This window comes from Pseudarthrobacter sp. alpha12b, assembly GCF_054130495.1.
Window position 1 is genome coordinate 4,359,643 of sequence record NZ_CP196746.1, and the last position, 20,114, is coordinate 4,379,756.

Sequence of the window (20,114 nt, forward strand, 5' to 3'; positions counted from 1 at the left end):
CGGAAACCTTTGGTCTCCCACCCTGTGACACGCACCTGATTGGGAAGCTCCGCCGCCTTGACCCGGCACTCCTCGCCACCATCCTTCACGCCCCCGAAACGAGAACAGCATGATCACCGAACGCCGAACCAAGCGCCGATACGCCCACGAGCTCTACCCGCACGGTAACGAATGGGAAGTTCGTCCCCTTGAAGTCGAGATCCCGTACCTGTATGCCCGGGCCATCGGTTTCGACGTGCAAGGCACCAACTGGTTCAACGGCGGCGGACAACTGACCGGAGCCCGCACCGCCCAGTTGCTCGATACACGGCATATCGCACTCATGGCAGACGCCATGCATCAGGGGCTCACGGGACAGGAAGCGTGGGCGTGGGCCGAATCCCGGATGGATGAGTCCGGGGAATGGATCTATGAGCGAGCAGTCCATTACGGCGTCCGGCCCGAACTCATCAAGCCTTATCCCTGCGGACCGGAACCGGACCACCACGACCATGACGAGCCTGTCGAGGGCCGGACTTGGCTCAGGGTGCACCGGATCGAGGGCAAGGAAAGCGAATGCCCCGACTGCACGGAACCTATCGAGGCCGCATCATGACGGCCCGTGTCGAGTGGTTCGGCACCCTCCAAGTCCACCAGCCCGTCCGCCCCCGCCCGGCCAAGTGCGGATGCCTACCCGATGAACGCTGCTGGTACTGCGACCCCTGCAAAGCAACCCCCGGATGCATCCGGATAGACCGCCACAAGAGCAAATGCACGGTGCGAGGATGACCCGCCCGGCCACCAAACCCCAGGAGAACACCAAATGAGCGAACGCGACGAACTGGCGCGGACGATTGGCAACGCGCTTATCGACCACATGAGCGACGATGGCTATGCCAGTTACGGCACCAGCGACCTTGACGCAACGCTGGACGGCGAGATCAGCCTCAAGATAGTAGCCGCCGCGGTCCTCGCTGCTGGTTTCCGGAAGCCCCGGACGGTGACGACCGTGGAAGAACTCGACGCACTGCCGGATGGGGCTATCATCCGCGAGGCCAACGGTGATCCAACTCGTGCGGTCAAGCGTCAGGATGGCAAGGTCTGGTGGATCGATGGACCTCACGGCATGTCAGCATCGGATCTGATCCCACTTCCCGCGACGGTCCTGCACGAACCGGAGGCCACCAAATGAGCGAGACGTGGCACGCCGACGATTGCGGCGGAACCTGTGACGGCTGCGGGCATATCGCGGCTGATGGCTTCTGGTACAACGCCCCATGCCCGGACGACCTGTTGAAGTTCCAGTTGGAGTGGGCAGAGAACGGAGTCCCAAGTGCTTGAAGATACCCCGCGTAAGTTCGCATATGCGGACCCGCCATACCTCGGATGTTCGCACTTCTACGATCACCCGGAAGCCCACATCTGGGACGAGAAGCAAACCCACTTGGACCTGCTGGCCTCACTGGATAGGGACTATGACGGATGGGCGTACAGCTGTACCGCACGGGATCTTGGTTGGCTCGCACCCGTCCTCGAACTCGAAGGCGTCCGTGTGGCGTCATGGGTCAAGCCGTTCGCAGCATTCAAGCGCAACGTTGCCATCGCTTACACCTGGGAGCCGGTGCTGTTCCGCCGCGCACTCCCCCGCCGAGAGAACGACCCGATAGGCCGGGACCATCTGGCCGAACCGATCACGCTCAAGCGCGGATTCACCGGGGCCAAGCCTCATAAGTTCAACCGATGGGTGCTTGACCTCATGGGCTATCAGGAGGGCGACTCCATCACGGACCTCTACCCCGGCACTGGAGGGATGGCCAAGGCTGTCAACGAAGGAGTCCTATTATGACCGCCGCGGAACTGCAAGCCGAGGCCACGGAGGCAGCGACCAGGACGGCCCGGTACGAGTTACTAACGAACCAAGCCGAAACGAGCGGGGCGGTATTCGATTACCTGGCACCCGTCCCGCCACTCACCAACCACCGCACCCGCCGCGAATGGGAAACCAACAAGGAGACAACATGAGCGACATGGTAGCGGTCCTTCTCCTGCACCAGGACCACACCGACGAATACGCCCACAAGTGCTCCTGTGGCTGGTCCAGCATGACGGCCCATACGCAGTCCCATCAGGCCGCCGCCCTGTCTGCTGCGGGGTTCGGGCCGGTCAAAGAAGCCAAAGCCGAAGCACTCCGGGACGCGGCGGCGAACATCCTCACAAACGACCCGCTCGACTACTGGAATGGACATCTCCCGGAAGGACTCGGATTCCAGGAAGCAATGTCCCACTGGCTCAAGGCGCACGCTAAAGCAATCCTGGCCACCTCGTGAGCCGGTCTGTGCGTGGCCCCGATTACCGAACCAGCACGGCGGCGAAGGAACCTACCCAGTGTGTGAAGCCCAAGAAGCACTCATGAAACTCGCGTTCGAACTGGAACTCCAATGGGGCGCCGGACGCATCGACTTCGGCAAACTCAAAGGCCTCGCCACCTCGGCCACCTGCACCCACAAGGAAGAAGCAACAGCATGACAGTGGAAACCGTCCCGGACGCTGGACTATCCACCCTCGAAGCGATAGAGACACCCTGCGATGTTGGGCGGGTCTGGGATATGTCTGAGGGCCGGGAGGACGAGCCCACCTGTCCGAACGCGGCCGAATGGTCAGCTCTCGCCCACGACTGTCACGTAGGGAGGCCGATCCTGCTATGCACCCGGCACCTCGCCATGGGGCGAAAGGACAGGCGCCCGGAGCAGTTCATCAAGTGGAAGTGCAGCAACTGCGGCCTGATCGCAGTTACCAATGACGAAATTATCTGGAACGTGAGGAGGCTCTGATGTGCACGCTGCAGGAGCATATTGAGCGGGAGATCCGCGCCCGGGAACGGGAAACGGTTGATGCTGAAGAAACAACCACAAACGTCTCACCAACCCCATAACAACCACCAGCCAGACTCATCTAGGGGGAAACCACTTGGGCCGCTTCGCCGTACACGTCCACCAACTCATCGCCACCCACATCAGCGACGGCGAAATCCACCCACCCTTGCTGACCAGGCTCCGCAACGCATCAACACCCGGCAGCGACGGCGGCCGCTCCGGCAGCAGTGACAGCGGAAAACCCATCCCCATCGACCCCACCGCCATCGACCTCTTCTGCAAAATCGAAACCCAGGCCCGCAACGAATGGCGACTCCTCCGCGGCTTCGTCTACGTCGGCCGCCTAGAGAACCTCCTCTGGGACCTCATCTCACCCCCGTTCACCGAACTCCCCGAAGACTGGGACCTGTACCTCTACGACGTCGCCACTGGGTGGATAGATGAGATCCTCGGCCTCCTCAACCCGAAGAAGCCACGCCGGAAGCTCCACAGCCCCTGCCCAGCCTGCGGGGTGAAGTACCACGGCCAGGAGCGGGTGCCGGCGCTCACCCTGAACTGCTGGGACGAGGACGAGGAAATGATGCACCCCTCAAAGTGGGACGCTGCATGCTCAGCCTGCGGTGCGGAGTGGCATGGTGACGAGGTTCAGTGGCTTTCTCGCACCCTGGTTGCCGTCTGATGGTGCGCGTGTCGCCTTGTGTCAGTGCCTAAAGTCCCGTAACATGGGTCATGGCTTCGGAGTACTGTCTCCAAAGCCATTTTGGTTTCTACCCAGATGACGGGTAGGCATGGATGTGGTGGCGGGTGTCTGCTGCAACGGATCTCCACGCGGTGAGCTCGGCCTATCCAGCCTTGAGCGTTGACCCGCACGGGCCCGCCACCACCTACTCTTCCCCACCGAAAAGCCAAGGGCTGAGGCGGAAGGCACAACTGAATAGCCCGCCGGACATGAACGGCGGGAGAGGCTGATGTGGATGACGGCGACCCCCATACGCCGTTGCAGGTTCGACACCTGCCAGCCCCACTGAGTGCGAAAGCCGCCGGGCAACAACCGACACCGCGGACGAGCCGTGTAGCACTCCACCCATCCAAACAAACGCACCTCGGAGGTTTCCGCATGACGCTATTCCAGCAACGCGGCAACCTCACCCAGTTCTGGTGCCCCGGCTGCGACGACATGCACCAAGTAAGCGACAGTTGGGACGTCCGCACGGACAACGGGCTCCTCACCATCGCGCCTTCCGTGCTGGTGCTCTACGGCAGCCAGCCCGGAGCCAAGCGCTGCCACAGTTTCGTCAACAAAAGCCGCATCGAGTTCCTGCAGGATTGCACCCATGACCTCGCGGGCGGCTCCACAGACCTCGACCCGCTGCCCGAATGGCTGGTCAAGGAAGCCGAAGGCGGTGACTAACCTCTTGTGCCCAACCCGAAACGCACACAAGCAGACCGAGACACCGTCCTCAAACTCCACGCTCAAGGCACCACCCGCAACGACATAGCCCGCGAAACCGGCTACTCCACCGCATGGGTCTCCAAAGTCGTCCAGGAGGCCGGCAAAAGCTTCGCCAGGGGAGAGCAAGTCAAGGCGGCCACCGAAGCAAAACAGGCCGACAACAAAGCCCGGCGGGCCAACATCATCGGCCGCCTCTACAAGCAGGCCGAAGACATCCTCACGAGGCTCGAAGCCAGCTCCTTCGCCACCCTCGTCCCAACAGGCCCGGGTATGCAAACCCCCCGTGACTTGGACTTCATCCCGCCAGGAGACCACCGGAACCTTGCCACGTCCATCGCCGTATTCCTGGACAAAGCACTCCTGCTGGAGAAGACCGACACTGACACGTCCGGCACGGCCGCCGTAGATAAGTGGCTGGAATACATGACCAGCGCCCCACTACCAAACTCCGGAGGTGCAGCATCGACGCCAAGCCACTCTCCGGAAAGTCCCTCCTAGCCCTCGCCAACCCCTCACCCTCCATAGAGGCGTACGAAGGCGCGGTCCGCTCCGGGAAGACCATCACCAGCCTCATCGACTGGCTCCGCTACATCCGCACCGGCCCGGCCGGTGCCCTTGCCATGTGTGGGCGCACAGAGCGGACCATCATCAACAACCTGCTGCTGCCACTGCAGGAGATGCTGGGCAAGGAACGTGTCAAGGTCAACTACGGCACCGGAACCGCAATCATCCTTGGCCGCGAAGTGCACATCTACGGCGCGAACAACGAGCAGGCAAGGACCAAGATCCAGGGCCTCACCCTCGCTGGCGCTTACCTGGACGAAGCCGAGACCATCCCGGAATCGTTCTTCACCATGCTCTACACCCGTCTCTCAGTGCCCGGGGCGAAGTTCTGGTTCACGTCCAACCCTGGCGGCCCGAATCACTGGCTCAAAGTGGATTGGCTCGATAAGGCCCGCTTCTGGATTGACGGGGCAGGCAAGTTCCACCGGAACACCGGCCCGGACGCCAAAGACCTCCACCGGTACACGTTCCTCATGGACGACAACAAGACCCTTGACCCGGCCTACGTGGAGCGGCAGAAGAAGTCCTACAGTGGCCTCTTCTACCGGCGTTACATCCTCGCTGAATGGGTGGCCGCTGACGGGGCAGTGTTCGACTCATGGAACCCCGAAACCCACGTGGTCAAGCACGAGGAACTACCGCGCATGCGGCGCATCCTCGGCGCCGGCGTGGACTACGGAACAACCAACGCAACATCCATGATCGTCCTCGGCCTCGGGGAAGACGGCATCCTCTACGCCATCGATGAATGGCGGTACGACTCCCGCCAAGCCCAGATCCGCCTCACGGACGGGCAGCTCTCAGCGTCCATCAAGTCCTGGATATTCGGCACGCTCAAGGACGAAGGAATCGTCCCGGAGTGGGTGATCGTTGACCCTGCCGCCGCGTCCTTCAAAGTCCAACTCGCCGCTGACGGCATCAACAACGTCATCAACGGCGACAACAACGTCCTCTACGGCATCCGCACCGTGGCATCCCTACTCACCGCCGGGAAGCTCAAGGTATCGGACCGCTGCCAAGGCCTCATCAACGAGATGCCGGGCTATTCATGGGACAAAAAAGCGACCGAGAAGGGCGAGGATCAGCCCATCAAGGTAGCTGACCACTCCATCGACGCATTCCGGTATGCCATCACGACTACTGAAACGAACTGGCGTTCCCTCGTGGACCTCGCCGCCTAACCTGCAACACCAACCCTTGGAGAACTACATGGCAGCCATCGGCAAAGCAACACTAGACGTCCACATAACCGTCAAGGACCTTGTCGCCGTTCGGCAGCGGTCACTGGAACTCGCCATTGAAAGCGGCGATGGATACAAGTTCCGCGAAGTCATCGACCTCGCCAAGGTCTTTGAGGAGTACATCCTCGAAGGCAAGACGCCGGCCCCGAAGTAAAAACCACAACAGCCCTTAGGAGGCCATAGTGGCACTGCCAGACAACGGCATCGCATGGCCGCCCAAGGAACTCGCCAACGTCCTGCCCGTCCTCCGGACCTACGGCGCCTGGTACTCAAACGAGACCGCGACCCTCTCAACTATCTACGCCCAAGCAGCCAGCCGGCCCGGCCTGCTGCAGCGGATCCGCACATGGTTCGTCGGTGCGAAGTCCACCGCGTCCCCGGACATGGCGAGCATCCACATCAGCCTGGCGCAGGAGATCTGCCGGACCAGCGCGAACCTCCTCTTCTCCGAGCCCGCCGCATCGGTCATCGACGCCGCCGAGGAAACCTCCGAGGACAAGGTCACGGCCGCCCAAGAGCGCCTGGACCTCATCACCGGGCCAGAGTTCGAACAGACCATTGTCTCGGCCGCGGAGATCAGCGCAGCCCTCGGTGGTGTGTACCTCCGCGCTACTTGGGATAAGGCCACCGCTGACCACGTCTTCCTCTCCAAGGTGGACGCGGACATGGCATGGCCCACGTTCCGGTGGGGCCGCCTCCACACCGTCACGTTCTGGCGGACGGTGAAGACGGACGGCCAGCAGTTCACCCGCCACCTGGAGCACCACTGGAAAGACAGCTTCGGTATTGGCATGGTCTCCCATGGCCTCTACGTCGGCACCGCGGACAACCTCGGCCAGCGGGCACCGTTCGACACGGACCCTGCTACCGAGTGGCTTGCCGCGCCCGGGAACGTCGAACAGCTCCTCAACGGGGACACGCTCTCCACCCTCACCCCCGGCCTTGCCGTCGAATACGCCCCGAACGTCACCCCCTCCGCCCTGTGGAGGAATGACCCCATCGGTGCGCACCTCGGCCGGTCCGACCTCGAAGGGATCGAGCAGAAACTCGACGCCCTGGACGAGCTCTACTCCAGCTGGTTGCGGGACATCCGCCTTGGCAAGGGCCGCCTCATCGTGGGCGAATCCATGCTGCAGGACCTCGGCGCCGGCAAGGGTGCAGGGTTCGATCTGGACCAGTCGATCTTCACCCCGGTGAAGGCGGCGCCGTCCTCCATGGGTGACTCGAAGATGGCGATTGAGAAGGTCCAGTTCGAGATCCGCACGCAGGACTTCCTGCTGGCCATTGACCACTTCCGCCGGATTATCCTGACCGCCGCCGGGTACTCGCCGGCGACGTTCGGGATGCAGGACTCCTCCGGGTCCGCGGTCACGGCCACCGAGGTCGCGGCCAAGGCCCAGACCTCCTACACCACGAGGAAGCGGAAGATCCTCGGCCTCAAACCGGCCATGGAACGCATACTCACCAAGGCCCTCGCCGTGGACGCTGAAATCTTCAATACCGGCGTCACCCCGTTCCCCGTGCGGGTGGAGTTCACGGATGGTGTAGCGGAAGACGCTGAGGCTGTGGCCCGCCAGAACCAGCTCGACTACACCAGCCAGTCCGCGTCCATCGAGGCGCGGGTGAAGCGGAGGAACCCGGACTGGGACCAGTCGGCCGTGGACGAGGAAGTGGACCGCATTCGTGCGGACTTCAACCTCGGCGCCCTCGAAGACCCGGAAACGTTCGGCACGGACGGCCAGGGGCTCGGCGGGACATTCCCCACCACAGAGTAGGATGCAGCCATGGCGATCCGCCCGGATGATGCCACGACCCTGGCGAAGGGCCTGAGGGAACAGTTCGCAGAAGCTGAAACCCTCCTCCTCCAGAAGATCGCCAAGGCACTGTCAGACGGTGAAGACACGCCCGATTGGGTGGAACGGAAGCTCCGTAACATCCAAGCCCTCCGCGCCCAGACGGACAGGATCATCGCCCGCCTCCTCGCCGGCCTCCCCGGGGCCCTGGATGAGGCTGTGGGCCTGGCCTACAACCGGGGCATAGCGACGGCGGGCGGGGAACTCACCAAGGCGGGCCTGAAGCATGGGGCCTTCGCTGAGGTGCAGCCCACCGGCGCCGTGTCCGCCATCGTCACCGAGGCAATGGACCGGATGCGGCCCATGTCCTTCCAGATCAGCCGGGCCGCGACGGACATCTACACCCAAGTGGTGCAGCAAGTCGCCGGGCAGACAGCACTGGGCGTGATCACACGGCGGGAAGCTGCCGGGATGATCCTCGAACGCCTCGGCAAAGCCGGTGTGAACGGGTTCCGGGACGCTGCCGGACGGAACTGGAACCTCGTTTCGTACGGGGAGATGGCCGCCCGCACCTCGGCAGCGCAGGCCATGCTGCAGGGCCACACGGACCGGATCCAGGAACTTGGCGTGGACACCGTCATCGTGTCCAACGCGCCCGAAGAATGCTCCATCTGCCGCCCGTTCGAGGGGAAAGTCCTTTCCCTCTCCGGACGAACAACAGGACGCCTCAGGGACGGGAAAACGGTGGTCGCCTCCCTGGCCGAGGCGAAAGGCAAAGGCCTCTACCACCCCAACTGCCGACACTCCCACAGCATCTACCTGCCCGGCATCACCAACGGCCCGCAAACGGACACCGCAGACCCCGAGGGTGACGCGCTCCGGCAGCAGCAAAGGGCCTTTGAGCGGCGCATTCGGGAGCTGAAGCGGCAGGACGCCATCGCCAAGGAGTTCGGCGGGAATAACGCCGCACAGGTCCGGGCCAAGCTGCGGGACAAGACATCCGAGTTCGCCGCCTGGCGAGAAGAGAACGACCGCAAGAACCTCAGCTACAGGACGTCGCTGAAGGTCCGCTAACCACACACCCACGAAAGGGAGTCACCACACGGTGGCTCCCTTTTTCTATGCCACTTGGAGGGCACCATGTCAGAAGCAGCAGCAGAGGCCACCAGCGAAGCCACGACCGCCGAGCAGCAGGCACAGGGCACCGGAACCGCAGCGACGGAAACCAAGGCCGCAGAAACCACCGAGGCGAAGGCCGCCGACTGGGACGGCAAGGTTGAATCTCTCCCCGCTGGCGTGCAGAAGATCATCACCGACCTCCGCAAGGAAGCCGGAGACGAACGCGTGGCGAGCAAGACCCTCGCCGCGATCCAGTCCGCGCTGAACCCCGATGCCAAAGCCGGGGAGAAGCCCGACGCCGCGGCGCTCACCCAGGCGCTCACCGAGCGCGAAGCCGACGCCAAACAGGCCAAGACCGAACTGGCAGTCTTCCGACTCGCTGGCAAACAGGGCGCCGACGCTGATGCCCTCCTCGACTCCCGCAACTTCCTGGCGAAGATCGCGGACCTCGACCCGTCCGACACGAAAGCCATCACCAAGGCGATCACGGACGCGGTCACCGATAACCCCAAGCTCAAAGCAACCCAGGCGGCTGCAGCGAGTGGCGGCGACTTCACCGGCGGGTCCGGAGAAAAGCCCGCGAAACCCACCACCATCGCCGGAGCCGTAGCCAAACACTACGGCGCCTAACCGCTTAGGAGCACACCTTGCCCATCACCCTCACTGAGGCGAAGAACAACGCCCAGACCGATCTCGACGTCAACGTCATTGACGAATTCCGCACCAACCCGATCATGGACCTCATCACCTTCGATGACGCCGTGAACCCGGCCGGCGGCGGCGCCACCCTCACCTACGGCTACCGGCGCCTCCTGACGACCGCAACGGCCGCCACCCGTGCGATCAACTCCGAGTACACCCCGCAGGAAGTCACCACGGTCCAGAAGACCGTGAACCTCGGTGTCCTCGGTGGTTCGTTCCAGGTGGACCGCGTCCTCGCCAAGGTCGGCCCCGCCGCTTCCGGCGCTGTGTCCCTGAACATCTCGCAGAAGATCAAGGCCACCCAGGCCAAGTTCGGTGACCTCGTCATCAACGGTGACACCGCCGTGGATGCCAACGGCTTCGATGGCCTGTCCAAGGCCCTCACCGGTTCCTCGACCGAGGACACCACGGCCCGCGACTGGACCGGCGTCATGTCCCAGACCCTGGCGTTCAAGATCCTCACGGACGTTGACGACCTCCTGTCCACCCTCGACGGTGAAGCTGGCATCCTGCTGGGCAACCGCAAGCTGATCAACCTGGTCAAGGCAGCTTCCCGCTTCGCCAACCAGGCCACCCAGGTTGTGGGCCCCCGCAACACCGCCCTGACCTCCTACGCCGGTGCGATCCTGCAGGACGCTGGCCTCGTCGCCGGTTCCGCTTCCGATGTCATCCCCGTCAACACGGTTGACCCGGACGGCGCCGGCCCGCTGACCGCCGGTTCCTCGGCCCTGTACGCGGTCCGCTTCGGCCTGGACGGCTTCCACGGCGTATCCACCGCCGGCGGCCAGCTCGTCCAGACGTGGCTCCCGGACTTCTCCACCCCCGGTGCTGTGAAGACCGGCGAAGTGGAGCTCGGCCCGGTCGCCGTCGCCCTGAAGGCCTCGAAGGCTGCGGGCGTGTTCCGCAACATCAAGGTCCAGTAGTCACCCGCTGCCCCGGCCACCGCGCCGGGGCAGCACCTACCGTGAGGAGCCAGACAATGGCAAAGATCACTGCACCGAACGAAGAATTCAACGGCGAGATCGGCGGCGTCCAGTTCGAAGACGGGAAGGCCGAAACCGACAACCAGGCAGTCATTAGCTACTGCCGTAACGCCGGCTACACCGTGGACGGCGACACCAAGGAGACCGCGCCGGAGCCGGAGTCCCCGGACCCCCGCAACGTACCCGAGCCTGAGGAATCCACCCTGCGGGACGCCGCCGTGGACCCGAAGCCCGAGGACTTCCTCGCACCGACCAACGCCGGCGAAGCGAACCCCCACGGGCCCGAGGTCATCTCCCCGGAGATCCACGCATCCGAGGGTGTCAGGCCGGTCAAGGGCGGTGACGTCCACGTTGAGAACACCAACACCCAGGACGCCGAGGAGAAGGCGCACGCCGTCCAGGAGTCCTTCGAGGCTGACAAGCCTGCAGGGAACGCCTCCAAGGAGGAATGGCACGCCTACGCCACCGCGCAGGGCAAGACCGAAGCGGAACTGGACGGCCTCGGCCGCGACGGCATCCGCGAACTGTTCAACTAACCCGTCTGGAGGGCCGCCGTGAAGGTCTACGCTACCGAGGCTGAACTATCCGCATGGATGACCCCGGCCACCGTCCCGGCCAACGCGGCGGCCCTCCTCAGATCGGCATCCGGCCTCGTCCGATCGTCCACGAAGATGGCCACGTATGGCACGGATGCTGACGGGTATCCGACCAACACGGCTCTGCGAACAGCCTTCCGTGACGCCACCACGGCCCAGGCGCAGTACTGGGCTGACCTTGGGATTGACCCTTCCAAGGGTGCGGCCGGCGTCGCGCCTCTGGCGGCTTCCAAGTCGATCGGTGGGGCATCCATCAACTACAGCGTCTATGCGACCACCGCGGAGGCGCGTGCGGGCGCTGCGGGGGTGCTGGGGCCGGATGCCTTCTACATCCTCGAAGAGGCGGGGCTCCTGTCGGGGAGCCCGGTGGTGCTGTGAGTGACTTTGACGAGTTCATGGTCCATACGGTCACCGTCGAAACCCATGCGGGGGAGGGGCCTTTCGGGAACACGACGTCCCAGGAGTCGGACCCGATCCCGTGCCTCATCGAGGACAGCCAGGGGCTGAGCCGTACCGCGACCGGTGACACGGTATCGACCACGGCCACGCTCTGGATCATGGACACCACCCAGCGAGACAAGTTCACCCCGGAGTCCATCGTCCACCTCAACGGCCGGACCGCCACGGTACTCCGCATCGAACAGGCTGACTCCGGCTCCCTCGGGCTGCCGGACCACTTGAAGGTGGTGCTGACCTGATGCCGAAAGGATGGAAGGTCAGCATCAACCCGAAGGCGAAGGACGTCCTCAACGGGTCCGCGAACCGGGCGGTTGCCCTCGCCGCGGAACACATCCTCGGTGTCTCCAACAAGTCCGTCCCGATCGAAGAGGACACCCTCGAACGGTCCGGGACGGTCTCCACGGACCCTGGCAACTTCACCGCCGCAGTCAGTTATGACACCCCCTATGCGGTGAAGCAGCACGAGGACATGACCCTTCGGCACGACAATGGCCGATCCGCCAAGTACCTGGAAAACGCGATGAACTCCGAAGTGAAAACCGCGGCGGAAATCATCCGGCAAACGATAGCGGGGACCCTGTAATGGCCATCGTCTTCGCCTCGCTCGGGTTCGAGTACAAGCTCCTCATCGGTTTGGGTGAGTACCTCGGCTCCCAGTCGGTTGGCCGGTGGATCACCTCTGGCACGTACCTGGCCACAGACACCGCAATCACGGTAGATGCCCTGCCGGCCACCCCGGACAAGGCAATCGCCATGACGCTCTACGGTGTCGAAGACGCCGGCACTGGGACGGACTCCGTCCAAGGCGTCCAGTTCCGGATCCGCGGTAAAGCCGGTGACCGGCTCTCGGACAAGGACATCTCCTCCCGCCTGTTCGACGCGCTCCACGGCCGGACGAACTTCGAACTCAACGGCATCCCCATCGTCCGGGCCTGGCGGCAGTCAGCGACCCCCCTTGGCCCTGACGGCAACAACCGACAAGAGCACTCCCACAACTACTACCTGCAACTCACCCGCACCGGCACGTACCGGGAAGACTAAGGAGCACACCCAATGTCCACTGAAATCACGCCCGGCGTCGTCGGTGACTACCAGCTTGAGGTAGCGCCCTACACCACCGGCGCCGAAACCACCACCTGGACCATCCTCAAGGGCATGACCGAGTTCACCCCGCCCAAGGTCGAGAAGAACCTCGAAGACGATTCCTCGTTCGACTCGGACGGCTGGGGTTCCCAGATCGCCACGGGCCTCGGCTGGTCCGCGGAAGGCACTGTGAAGCTGCCCCGCGCATCCCTCACCGCTGACCCGGGCCAGGAGATCCTCCGCGCCGCCGGCAACGGCCTCGCTGAGGACGGCCTCGTGCACGTCCGCATCACGAACCGCACTACCCCGACCGAGGGGCAGGTCGGTGTCGCTGACGCGTCTTTCACGAAGAACGGCGGCCCCCGCACGGACATCACCACCGCCGCGTTCACCCTCTCCGGCCGCGGCGCCCTCGAAGACGTCACCATCCCGTAACGCCTTCCCCTAGACCCCGTGCCCGTCCGCTTTCCAAGGGGCGGGCGGGCACGGACACACCACCCTTGGACACCTTGGAACCCCTAACCCCTTGGAGCACACCCCCATGACTGAAACACTCGAACAGCTCGGCACCTTCCTCGACCCCATCCTCGGCGTCCCCTTCCGCGGGAAGACCTACAAGGTTCCCCCGGTAGACGCCGAAACCGGTCTGAAGCTGCAGCGCCTCATCTCCGCCGGCGTGCAGGCCGCCGTTGAGAAGAAACTCGACCCCGAAACCATCGAACTCGTCTCCGACGCCGAGGAGAAGGGCTTCTACCAGACCGTCCTCGGCCCCGTGTACGACGAACTCCTCGCGGACGGGGCAACGTTCCACGCCCTCAAATTCATCGGCCAGACGGCCCTCATGTGGCACGCCCAAGACTTCGACACCGCCGACGAGTTCTGGAGGGCTGAGGGAAAGGCTCCGACGCCGAACAGGGCGGAGCGCCGAACGGCGACCCGGACCGGTACGGCCGCGGCAACTACGACCCGGAAACGGGCCTCAGCGACTGGTACGACTACCCCGAAGGGTACGCGCAGCCGGGCCGCAAGTGGTCGGAAATCCTGAAGCACTGGAACCTGATCGAAGCGGACCTGCAGGATGCCGGCGTTGACGTCGGCTCCGGGATCCTCCGGGAACGGTCCTGGCGGTGGCTGCAGGTCCGCATCATCGGGCTCCTCGGCAAACCCCCGGGGTTCCACCCTGACGGGCGGGCGGTCCCGTCCACCCGCCTCGGCCTGGCAATGAATCCGGTCAAACCACCCAGTAAGCAGCACAACTAAATAGCGGAGGCCCCGACATGGCGCTCAATTTGGGTGAACTCTTCGGCACCATCGGGCTCGACGCCTCGGAGTGGGACAAGAAACTTGTCGGGGCACAGGACTCCCTGAAGCACTTCGGTGTGGCGGGGGCAGCCCTTGCCGGGGCCGCTGCCGTGGCCATCGGGGCGGCCCTGACCAAGGGTGTTGTGGACGCCATCGACATCGAGGCGGGCAATGACAAGATCCAGGCCAGCCTCGGGCTGACCGAGGAGCAAGCCGGGGTTGCCGGTAGGGCTGCCGGGTCCCTGTTCGCCGCGAACTACGGCGAGTCCATGGAAGACGTAAACCTCGCCGTTGAAGCCGTGATGTCCTCAGTGCGGGGCATGCGGGACGCCTCGGAAGAGGAAGTCCAGGCCATGACGGCGGACATGATGAACCTGTCCAAGGTCATGGGCGTAGACGTCGCCCGGGCCGCGCAGGTCGCCGGGCAGATGATCACCTCCGGGATCGCCAAAGACGGGACGCACGCCGCAGACCTGCTGGCAGCGTCCATGCAGAAAGTCCCTGTCAACGTCCGCGAGGACATCCTGGACGCCATTGACGAGTACGGGCCCTTCTTCAACAACATCGGTATCCAGGGTGAGGAAGCCATGGGCATCCTCGTGCAGGCCTCCGAGAAGGGCATGTACGGCATCGATAAGACCGGTGATGCCCTGAAGGAATTCGGTATCCGGGCCACGGACATGTCCACCGCCTCGGGTGCCGCTTACGAAGCCCTTGGCCTGGATCAGGAGGCCATGTCCGCCAAGCTCCTCGCCGGCGGGGAATCCGCAAAAACGGCGTTCGGGGACATCATCCACGGGCTGCAGGAAATGCAGGACCCGGTCGCCCAGTCGCAGGCCGCCCTTGCCTTGTTCGGCACACCCCTCGAAGACCTCTCCGTGACCGAGATCCCCAACTTCCTCGGGGCCCTCGACCCGATGGGTGACAAGTTCGATTCCGTTGCCGGGGCCGCGGCCAAAATGAGCGAGGACCTGAACTCGAACGCGGGCGCCGGGTTCGATGGGTTCAAACGCCAGGCTGAGGCCGCCCTGATCACCTTTGTCCAGGCGAACATCATGCCCTCAGTGGGGAAGTTCGCTACCTTCCTGAACACCACTGTCGGCCCGGCCATCACGCAGTTCGGCGGCTGGATCACCTCCGACGCTCTGCCCGCGCTGCAGGCCTTCTCTGAATGGTTCTCGGCCAACCTCCCCACCATCCAGGCTTGGGCCACCGGCGTCGGGATCCTCCTGCTGCCGCTGTTCCTGAAGATCGCCATCAGCGCCGGCGTCTCCGCGGCGGCGCAGGTAGTCGCCTGGACCATGGCAGCCGGCGGCGCGATCAAGGCCGCAGCAACCTACGTCGCATCGTCCTACGTCATGGTCGGCGCCTGGGTGAAGATGGGCGCCCAAGCCCTCATCCAAGCCGCCCGCATGGCCGCCGCCTGGTTCATCGCCCTCGGCCCTGTCGGCTGGGTCATCGCCGCCATTGTTGGCATCGGCGCCCTGATCTTCGCCAACTGGGACGCCATCGTGAAATTCACGACCGAAGCGTGGGGGAACGTATCCCGCATCGTCACCGAATGGGGGTCCAACACCCTCGGCATGTTCCGCGACTTCGGCGCCAATACCGGCGGGATGTTCGCTGACTTCTTCTCCAACACGGTCGGGATGTTCGTGGACTTCTTCACGAATACGGTCGGCCTGGCACGCGATTTCGCGGCAAATCTGGCAGCTCCCTTCGAAGCCGGTTTCCGCGTCGTCCAGACGATCTTCTCGACCGCCTGGGAGGTCATCCAGACCTACGTGGCCACCGCCCTAGCGATCCTGATTGCTGTCTTTACTGGCCAGTTCGACAAAATCCCCGCGTATTTGCTCTCAGCCTGGCAAAAAATCAGTGGATTTTTCCTCGCCGGAGTGGCGCAAATCGATGCGATTTTGGGTGGCGGAATTTCGGCAGCCGTGAATTTCGCGATCGGAATTTTCAACAGTCTGGTTGCCTGGGTCGCTGGGATTCCGCAGCGGTTCATGGACGGCCTCGCCGCCCTCGGCAACCTTGCCGGGCAGGTAGGTTCTTGGATCTCGAACGCCAAGGACACGGCCATCCGGATCTTCATGGACTGGGTCTCCTTTGTGGCCTCGGTCCCGGGACGGATCATGGCGGGCCTAATCGCCCTCGCGCAGCTCGCGGGAACGGTCGGCGCCTGGATCATGTCGGTGAAGGACGCCGCTGTTGGGAAGTTCCTGGAGCTCGTCAACTGGGTCCGGAACGTCCCGAACATGGTCCTCGATGGGCTCCGTGCACTGGGCAACCTTGCGGGGCAGGTCGGCGGCTGGGTGTCCGGCATGCGGGACGCGGCAGTGAGCCGTTTCCTGGACCTCGTGTCCTGGGTCCGCGGCCTGCCGGGTATGGTCCTCGGCGCCCTGGGGAACCTCGGTGGCCTGCTGGTCAACGCAGGGCAACAGATCATCTCCGGGTTCCTTTCCGGGCTGCAGGCTGGGTTCGAGTCCGTGAAGAACTTCGTCGGCGGCATCGGCCAGTGGATCGCTGACCACAAGGGACCCAAGGCCTACGACCTTGCCCTGCTGGTACCTGCCGGCGGCTGGATCATGGACGGCCTCGAAACGGGTATTCGCCGGTCTATGCCTTCGCTGAAGTCCACCCTCGGGGACGTGTCCGCGACCATCGCGGGCGGCGTCACCGGCGGCCACGTGGGGCTGACGGCCGGGACACACCTCGGCGGGTCCGCGGCGGTAGCCGTTCCTGGCCGTTCGGTCACGTACGCGCCGCACATCTACGGAGGCCCGGACCCTGACGAGCAGGAACGCAAAGCACGCGTCCGGTTCAAAGACCTCCTGACCGCAATCAAATAGAGGAGCCCCATGGCGAACATCGTTTACGGTGCCCCGTACATCCCACCGGTGGACCCGGCACCGGCGTGGTCGGGTATGCCGATGACGTGGACGGCCAAGGGTACCGAGTGGTCCCTGACGGACCGTTCCACGGGCATCTTCCTGCTGCCCGGCGTGCGGGGCCTCGGCTCCGCACGCACGGAACGGCACTCCACCTCATCCCCGGCAGTGGCCGGATCCCAGTATCAGGGCACATCGTTCCTGGACCGGGACGTGATGTGGCCGCTGAAGATCTGGCACAACGGCGGGTCCACGGCATGGGTGGAAAGGGACCGTGCGTTCTGGGCCACCATGGACCCACTCGACACCGGCGTGTGGACTGTCGTGCACCCGGACGGCAACCACCGCTCCCTGACGCTCCGCTTCCTCGATGACGGGGACCACGTCCGGGAGAGGAACCCGCTCCGCCTCGGCTGGGACCGGTACAACATCCACCTCATCGCGGAGCAGCCGTTCTGGATGGGCAGCCCGGTCGTGAGGTCCTTCATCGGGGAGGTCCCACCGGAGCCGTTCTTCCCGCCTGACGGGCCGCAGATCGTCAACATCGCCTCGTCCTTCTCCGCGGCGAACGCCCGGATGGACAACCCCGGCGATGTCGAGTCATACCCGCGCTGGTTCATCGACGGCGACACCTCCGCCGCCTCGGTGGGGGTGGGTGGCGTGATCGTGGACGTGCCGTTCCCGGTGGCCGCCGGCACCTGCCTGGTCATCGAGTCAGACCCGGATCTCCTCGGCGCAACCCTCTACGAAATCACCGTGTCCGGGGCGGAGAAGAAGCCATCCGAACGTGTGATCGGGGTGGACATGATCAACCCCGTTGACATGTCCGCCGACCTCGGTGAGGCCGACTTCGCCGCGGTCCCCGCCGGCGCGCAGGTCCCCCTGTCGCTCCAGATCACCGGGACGGGCACCGTTGAGGTGCTCCTCCCCACGCTGTACAGGAGGCCTTGGTGAGCGCCTTCCGGATCGCCGTCTATGACAAGGACTTCCGGTTCCGCTGCCAGATCGGCAACCCGGCCGCTCTGACCGCCACCGTCCGGCACAACCTAACCTCCACCCTGACCATGTCAGTGCCACTGACTCACCGCCGGTTCAACGAACTCAAGGAAGACGGGGCCCGCCTCAAAGTCTCCTTCAAGGGAGAACACCTGATCAGCGGCCCCATCACCGCGGACAACATCGAAACCGATGGAGTCAAAGGGCTCTACACGGTCACGGTGGAGGACGACCTCCGGGTCCTGTGGGAGATCTTGGGCTGGCCCGTCCCTGTCGCTGACATCACAGACCAGTCAGGCGCCGAGTACCGGACCTACACCGGTAACGCCGAATCGATTGTGAAGGCCGCGGTGGAGGAAAACGGCGTCTTCAGGCTCGCCGTCCCAGGCCTGACCGTGGCGCCGAACCTGAACCGCGGTGCGACCATCCCCGGCGGAGTCCCACTCCGCATGCACCCCCTCGCTGACCAGCTCTTCCCAGCAGTGGAGGAAGCAGGCCTGGGCGTCTCGGTGAAGCACGTGGGCGCCGGGCTTGTCCTGGACGTCTACGAACCCACCACCAAGTCCCGGCTCTCGGTCAAGGGCCGAACCCTCAAAAAGGTCTCCATGAACCGGACCCGGCCCACGGCCTCCCGGGTGATCATCGGCGGCCAAGGCGAAGGGACAGCCCGCAACTTTCGGCTCCTCACCGACGCCGGGCGGGAAGCTCAGTACGGGATGCGCGCCGAAGCCTTCCGGGACGCACGCGACGACAACGACCCAGCGGTCATGGACGCCCGAGGCCAGGAAACACTCACCGAACGCGGACCCAAAAACGGGGTGTCCATCACCCTCGCGGAGGCCGGGATCTTCCAGTACGGGCCCGGCGGCTTCCACGTCGGGGACCGGGTCCCCGTCAAGGTCACCGACGACATCACCATCACCGAGGTAATCCGCGAATGCAAGCTCACGTGGACGTCCAAGGACTACGCCACCTCCGAACCGGTCATCGGTGAAATCACAGACCAGCCCGAACGCATCACCGCGCAACGCCTCGCAGCCCTCGGCCGCGGCCAACGAAACCAGGAGACACGCTAATGCCAGTCGCTTTCACATCCAAGGGCTACGACACCACCGTTGACAACCCGTACACCGAGGCGTCGTGGGCCGAAGCCCACCCCGTGATCGGGTCCGCGACGTACGGTGTGCGGTCCCCGCTGGACTGGAAGGTCACGGCGGTGGCCGGGCAGGACCGGACCGTGTCCATCAACGCCGGACGCGGCTTCGGGCACGGCGTCACGGATAAGACGGTGGACAATGACACCATCCAGCTCGCCACCATCAGCTCCGGTTCCCGCTGGGACCTGATCGTGGCCCGCCGCGACTGGACCCCAACCGCTGGTGTGACAAAGTTCGAGAAGGTCAACGGCGGCGCTACCGCCACGATCCCGGGCGGACGGCTCTACGGTCCCGGGAACATCGATGACCAGCCCCTCGCCTTGGTGCAGGTCACGGCCGGACAGACGCAGCCCACGGCGATCATCGACCTCCGCACTTGGACCGGTGACGGCGGCGGGCTCGTCGCCAACCACGACCTCGTCCGGTCCTACCTCAACCAGGTTGGGACCCGGATCAACATCAACGGTGTGGACTGGGTCCGCCGCGTCGGTGAGAACGACACCCCCGAATGGGTGAAGGGAACCGAGATCGGCAAGGCAACTCTCTACGGTGCCGGGTCCGCGCTACTCGGTGTGGCCTCCGCCGGGGATTTTCTCGTCCAGGCCGGAACCCTGGTGGCCGTCTCAGACGGTGCTGGCTTCGGCCGCCTCACCTTCCCCAAGGCATTCCCCAACGGGCTGCTTTATGTCGGCCTGACCAACGGTGACGGCTGGGCGTCCGGGCCGGGCGTTACCTTCGCTGCGGCAGGGTCTGTGACGGTGGGCGGGACACCGAACTTCTGGGGCCAGTCCGGTTACGGATCAAAAGCAGACATCGTCTATGAGGTAGCCGCCGCGGACGGCGCGAAGGCGACGAACCGGAGCCACCGCATCAACTGGATCGCAATCGGCTGGTGACGGCACCAACTTTCAAGGGAGGGCTAA

The 20,114-nt window shown here is 64.4% G+C and carries 26 protein-coding genes; all 26 read left to right on the forward strand.

The features are described 5' to 3' along the window. The first annotated feature begins 109 nt into the window (after positions 1–109). The 26 genes from ACTAQI_RS20240 (at position 110) to ACTAQI_RS20365 (ending at position 20,087) form a co-directional block, all read left to right on the forward strand. A complete protein-coding gene (locus tag ACTAQI_RS20240) occupies positions 110–595 on the forward strand; it encodes a hypothetical protein (RefSeq protein WP_457948283.1) in 486 nt (161 codons plus the stop codon). Positions 596–802: 207 nt separating this feature from the next. Beyond that, positions 803–1,171 (forward strand): hypothetical protein, encoded by a 369-nt coding sequence (locus tag ACTAQI_RS20245; protein ID WP_457948284.1) that lies wholly within the window; start codon positions 803–805, stop codon positions 1,169–1,171. A gap of 141 nt (positions 1,172–1,312) precedes the next feature. Further along, a complete protein-coding gene (locus tag ACTAQI_RS20250) occupies positions 1,313–1,825 on the forward strand; it encodes a hypothetical protein (RefSeq protein WP_457948285.1) in 513 nt (170 codons plus the stop codon). After that, on the forward strand, positions 1,822–2,001 hold the full coding sequence (locus ACTAQI_RS20255) for a hypothetical protein (protein ID WP_457948287.1): 180 nt from the start codon (positions 1,822–1,824) through the stop codon (positions 1,999–2,001). Before ACTAQI_RS20250 ends, ACTAQI_RS20255 begins: the two co-directional genes overlap by 4 nt. Continuing rightward, positions 1,998–2,306, forward strand: coding sequence for a hypothetical protein (locus ACTAQI_RS20260; RefSeq protein WP_457948288.1), 309 nt, complete (start codon positions 1,998–2,000; stop codon positions 2,304–2,306). Before ACTAQI_RS20255 ends, ACTAQI_RS20260 begins: the two co-directional genes overlap by 4 nt. Positions 2,307–2,501: 195 nt before the next feature. Continuing rightward, positions 2,502–2,810 carry a hypothetical protein gene (locus ACTAQI_RS20265; protein ID WP_457948289.1) on the forward strand — a complete coding sequence of 103 codons (309 nt, stop codon included), beginning with the start codon at positions 2,502–2,504 and terminating at the stop codon, positions 2,808–2,810. A 136-nt stretch (positions 2,811–2,946) separates the two neighbouring features. Then, entirely contained in the window at positions 2,947–3,531 is a 585-nt protein-coding gene (locus ACTAQI_RS20270) for a hypothetical protein (RefSeq protein WP_457948290.1), read from the forward strand. Positions 3,532–3,969: 438 nt separating this feature from the next. After that, complete coding sequence (locus ACTAQI_RS20275) at positions 3,970–4,263, forward strand: DUF6527 family protein (RefSeq protein ID WP_457948291.1); 294 nt, start codon at positions 3,970–3,972, stop codon at positions 4,261–4,263. Positions 4,264–4,269: 6 nt separating this feature from the next. Further along, positions 4,270–4,803: a hypothetical protein gene (locus ACTAQI_RS20280; RefSeq protein ID WP_457948292.1), complete on the forward strand. Its 534-nt coding sequence runs from the start codon at positions 4,270–4,272 to the stop codon at positions 4,801–4,803. Beyond that, entirely contained in the window at positions 4,716–6,050 is a 1,335-nt protein-coding gene (locus ACTAQI_RS20285; RefSeq protein WP_457948293.1) for a PBSX family phage terminase large subunit, read from the forward strand. Before ACTAQI_RS20280 ends, ACTAQI_RS20285 begins: the two co-directional genes overlap by 88 nt. Before the next feature lie 28 nt (positions 6,051–6,078). Further along, positions 6,079–6,264, forward strand: coding sequence for a hypothetical protein (locus ACTAQI_RS20290; protein ID WP_457948294.1), 186 nt, complete (start codon positions 6,079–6,081; stop codon positions 6,262–6,264). A gap of 28 nt (positions 6,265–6,292) precedes the next feature. Beyond that, complete coding sequence (locus ACTAQI_RS20295; RefSeq protein ID WP_457948295.1) at positions 6,293–7,885, forward strand: phage portal protein; 1,593 nt, start codon at positions 6,293–6,295, stop codon at positions 7,883–7,885. 9 nt (positions 7,886–7,894) lie between these two features. Further along, on the forward strand, positions 7,895–8,977 hold the full coding sequence (locus tag ACTAQI_RS20300) for a phage minor capsid protein (protein ID WP_457948297.1): 1,083 nt from the start codon (positions 7,895–7,897) through the stop codon (positions 8,975–8,977). A gap of 66 nt (positions 8,978–9,043) precedes the next feature. Further along, the gene (locus ACTAQI_RS20305; protein ID WP_457948299.1) at positions 9,044–9,652 is read left to right on the forward strand and encodes a hypothetical protein; all 609 of its coding nucleotides are present in this window, start codon (positions 9,044–9,046) and stop codon (positions 9,650–9,652) included. A 17-nt stretch (positions 9,653–9,669) separates the two neighbouring features. Further along, entirely contained in the window at positions 9,670–10,647 is a 978-nt protein-coding gene (locus tag ACTAQI_RS20310) for a major capsid protein (protein WP_457948301.1), read from the forward strand. Between the two features lie 56 nt (positions 10,648–10,703). Further along, positions 10,704–11,243 (forward strand): hypothetical protein, encoded by a 540-nt coding sequence (locus ACTAQI_RS20315; protein ID WP_457948302.1) that lies wholly within the window; start codon positions 10,704–10,706, stop codon positions 11,241–11,243. A gap of 18 nt (positions 11,244–11,261) precedes the next feature. Next, positions 11,262–11,681: a hypothetical protein gene (locus ACTAQI_RS20320; RefSeq protein ID WP_457948304.1), complete on the forward strand. Its 420-nt coding sequence runs from the start codon at positions 11,262–11,264 to the stop codon at positions 11,679–11,681. Then, positions 11,678–12,001, forward strand: a complete 324-nt coding sequence (locus tag ACTAQI_RS20325) for a hypothetical protein (RefSeq protein WP_457948305.1) — start codon at positions 11,678–11,680, stop codon at positions 11,999–12,001. Before ACTAQI_RS20320 ends, ACTAQI_RS20325 begins: the two co-directional genes overlap by 4 nt. Further along, positions 12,001–12,345: a hypothetical protein gene (locus tag ACTAQI_RS20330; protein ID WP_457948307.1), complete on the forward strand. Its 345-nt coding sequence runs from the start codon at positions 12,001–12,003 to the stop codon at positions 12,343–12,345. Before ACTAQI_RS20325 ends, ACTAQI_RS20330 begins: the two co-directional genes overlap by 1 nt. Then, entirely contained in the window at positions 12,345–12,803 is a 459-nt protein-coding gene (locus ACTAQI_RS20335; RefSeq protein ID WP_457948309.1) for a minor capsid protein, read from the forward strand. Before ACTAQI_RS20330 ends, ACTAQI_RS20335 begins: the two co-directional genes overlap by 1 nt. A gap of 12 nt (positions 12,804–12,815) precedes the next feature. Then, positions 12,816–13,280, forward strand: coding sequence for a phage tail tube protein (locus ACTAQI_RS20340; RefSeq protein ID WP_457948311.1), 465 nt, complete (start codon positions 12,816–12,818; stop codon positions 13,278–13,280). 106 nt (positions 13,281–13,386) lie between these two features. Continuing rightward, positions 13,387–13,890: a DUF7426 family protein gene (locus ACTAQI_RS20345; protein ID WP_457948313.1), complete on the forward strand. Its 504-nt coding sequence runs from the start codon at positions 13,387–13,389 to the stop codon at positions 13,888–13,890. 232 nt (positions 13,891–14,122) lie between these two features. Continuing rightward, positions 14,123–16,999 (forward strand): phage tail tape measure protein, encoded by a 2,877-nt coding sequence (locus ACTAQI_RS20350; RefSeq protein WP_457948315.1) that lies wholly within the window; start codon positions 14,123–14,125, stop codon positions 16,997–16,999. Positions 17,000–17,008: 9 nt separating this feature from the next. Next, entirely contained in the window at positions 17,009–17,992 is a 984-nt protein-coding gene (locus ACTAQI_RS20355; protein WP_457948316.1) for a hypothetical protein, read from the forward strand. Next, positions 17,989–19,110 (forward strand): Gp37-like protein, encoded by a 1,122-nt coding sequence (locus ACTAQI_RS20360; protein ID WP_457948318.1) that lies wholly within the window; start codon positions 17,989–17,991, stop codon positions 19,108–19,110. Before ACTAQI_RS20355 ends, ACTAQI_RS20360 begins: the two co-directional genes overlap by 4 nt. Continuing rightward, complete coding sequence (locus tag ACTAQI_RS20365) at positions 19,110–20,087, forward strand: hypothetical protein (protein WP_457948319.1); 978 nt, start codon at positions 19,110–19,112, stop codon at positions 20,085–20,087. Before ACTAQI_RS20360 ends, ACTAQI_RS20365 begins: the two co-directional genes overlap by 1 nt. Positions 20,088–20,114: the final 27 nt, after the last annotated feature.

Bases quoted from the DNA above. Each gene is read 5' to 3' on its own strand.
- ACTAQI_RS20240 (WP_457948283.1), top strand. From the start codon at position 110: ATGATCACCGAACGCCGAACCAAGCGCCGATACGCCCACGAGCTCTAC.
- ACTAQI_RS20245 (WP_457948284.1), top strand. From the start codon at position 803: ATGAGCGAACGCGACGAACTGGCGCGGACGATTGGCAACGCGCTTATC.
- ACTAQI_RS20255 (WP_457948287.1), top strand. From the start codon at position 1,822: ATGACCGCCGCGGAACTGCAAGCCGAGGCCACGGAGGCAGCGACCAGG.
- ACTAQI_RS20260 (WP_457948288.1), top strand. From the start codon at position 1,998: ATGAGCGACATGGTAGCGGTCCTTCTCCTGCACCAGGACCACACCGAC.
- ACTAQI_RS20265 (WP_457948289.1), top strand. From the start codon at position 2,502: ATGACAGTGGAAACCGTCCCGGACGCTGGACTATCCACCCTCGAAGCG.
- ACTAQI_RS20275 (WP_457948291.1), top strand. From the start codon at position 3,970: ATGACGCTATTCCAGCAACGCGGCAACCTCACCCAGTTCTGGTGCCCC.
- ACTAQI_RS20290 (WP_457948294.1), top strand. From the start codon at position 6,079: ATGGCAGCCATCGGCAAAGCAACACTAGACGTCCACATAACCGTCAAG.
- ACTAQI_RS20300 (WP_457948297.1), top strand. From the start codon at position 7,895: ATGGCGATCCGCCCGGATGATGCCACGACCCTGGCGAAGGGCCTGAGG.
- ACTAQI_RS20305 (WP_457948299.1), top strand. From the start codon at position 9,044: ATGTCAGAAGCAGCAGCAGAGGCCACCAGCGAAGCCACGACCGCCGAG.
- ACTAQI_RS20315 (WP_457948302.1), top strand. From the start codon at position 10,704: ATGGCAAAGATCACTGCACCGAACGAAGAATTCAACGGCGAGATCGGC.
- ACTAQI_RS20330 (WP_457948307.1), top strand. From the start codon at position 12,001: ATGCCGAAAGGATGGAAGGTCAGCATCAACCCGAAGGCGAAGGACGTC.
- ACTAQI_RS20335 (WP_457948309.1), top strand. From the start codon at position 12,345: ATGGCCATCGTCTTCGCCTCGCTCGGGTTCGAGTACAAGCTCCTCATC.
- ACTAQI_RS20340 (WP_457948311.1), top strand. From the start codon at position 12,816: ATGTCCACTGAAATCACGCCCGGCGTCGTCGGTGACTACCAGCTTGAG.
- ACTAQI_RS20345 (WP_457948313.1), top strand. From the start codon at position 13,387: ATGACTGAAACACTCGAACAGCTCGGCACCTTCCTCGACCCCATCCTC.
- ACTAQI_RS20350 (WP_457948315.1), top strand. From the start codon at position 14,123: ATGGCGCTCAATTTGGGTGAACTCTTCGGCACCATCGGGCTCGACGCC.
- ACTAQI_RS20355 (WP_457948316.1), top strand. From the start codon at position 17,009: ATGGCGAACATCGTTTACGGTGCCCCGTACATCCCACCGGTGGACCCG.
- ACTAQI_RS20365 (WP_457948319.1), top strand. From the start codon at position 19,110: ATGCCAGTCGCTTTCACATCCAAGGGCTACGACACCACCGTTGACAAC.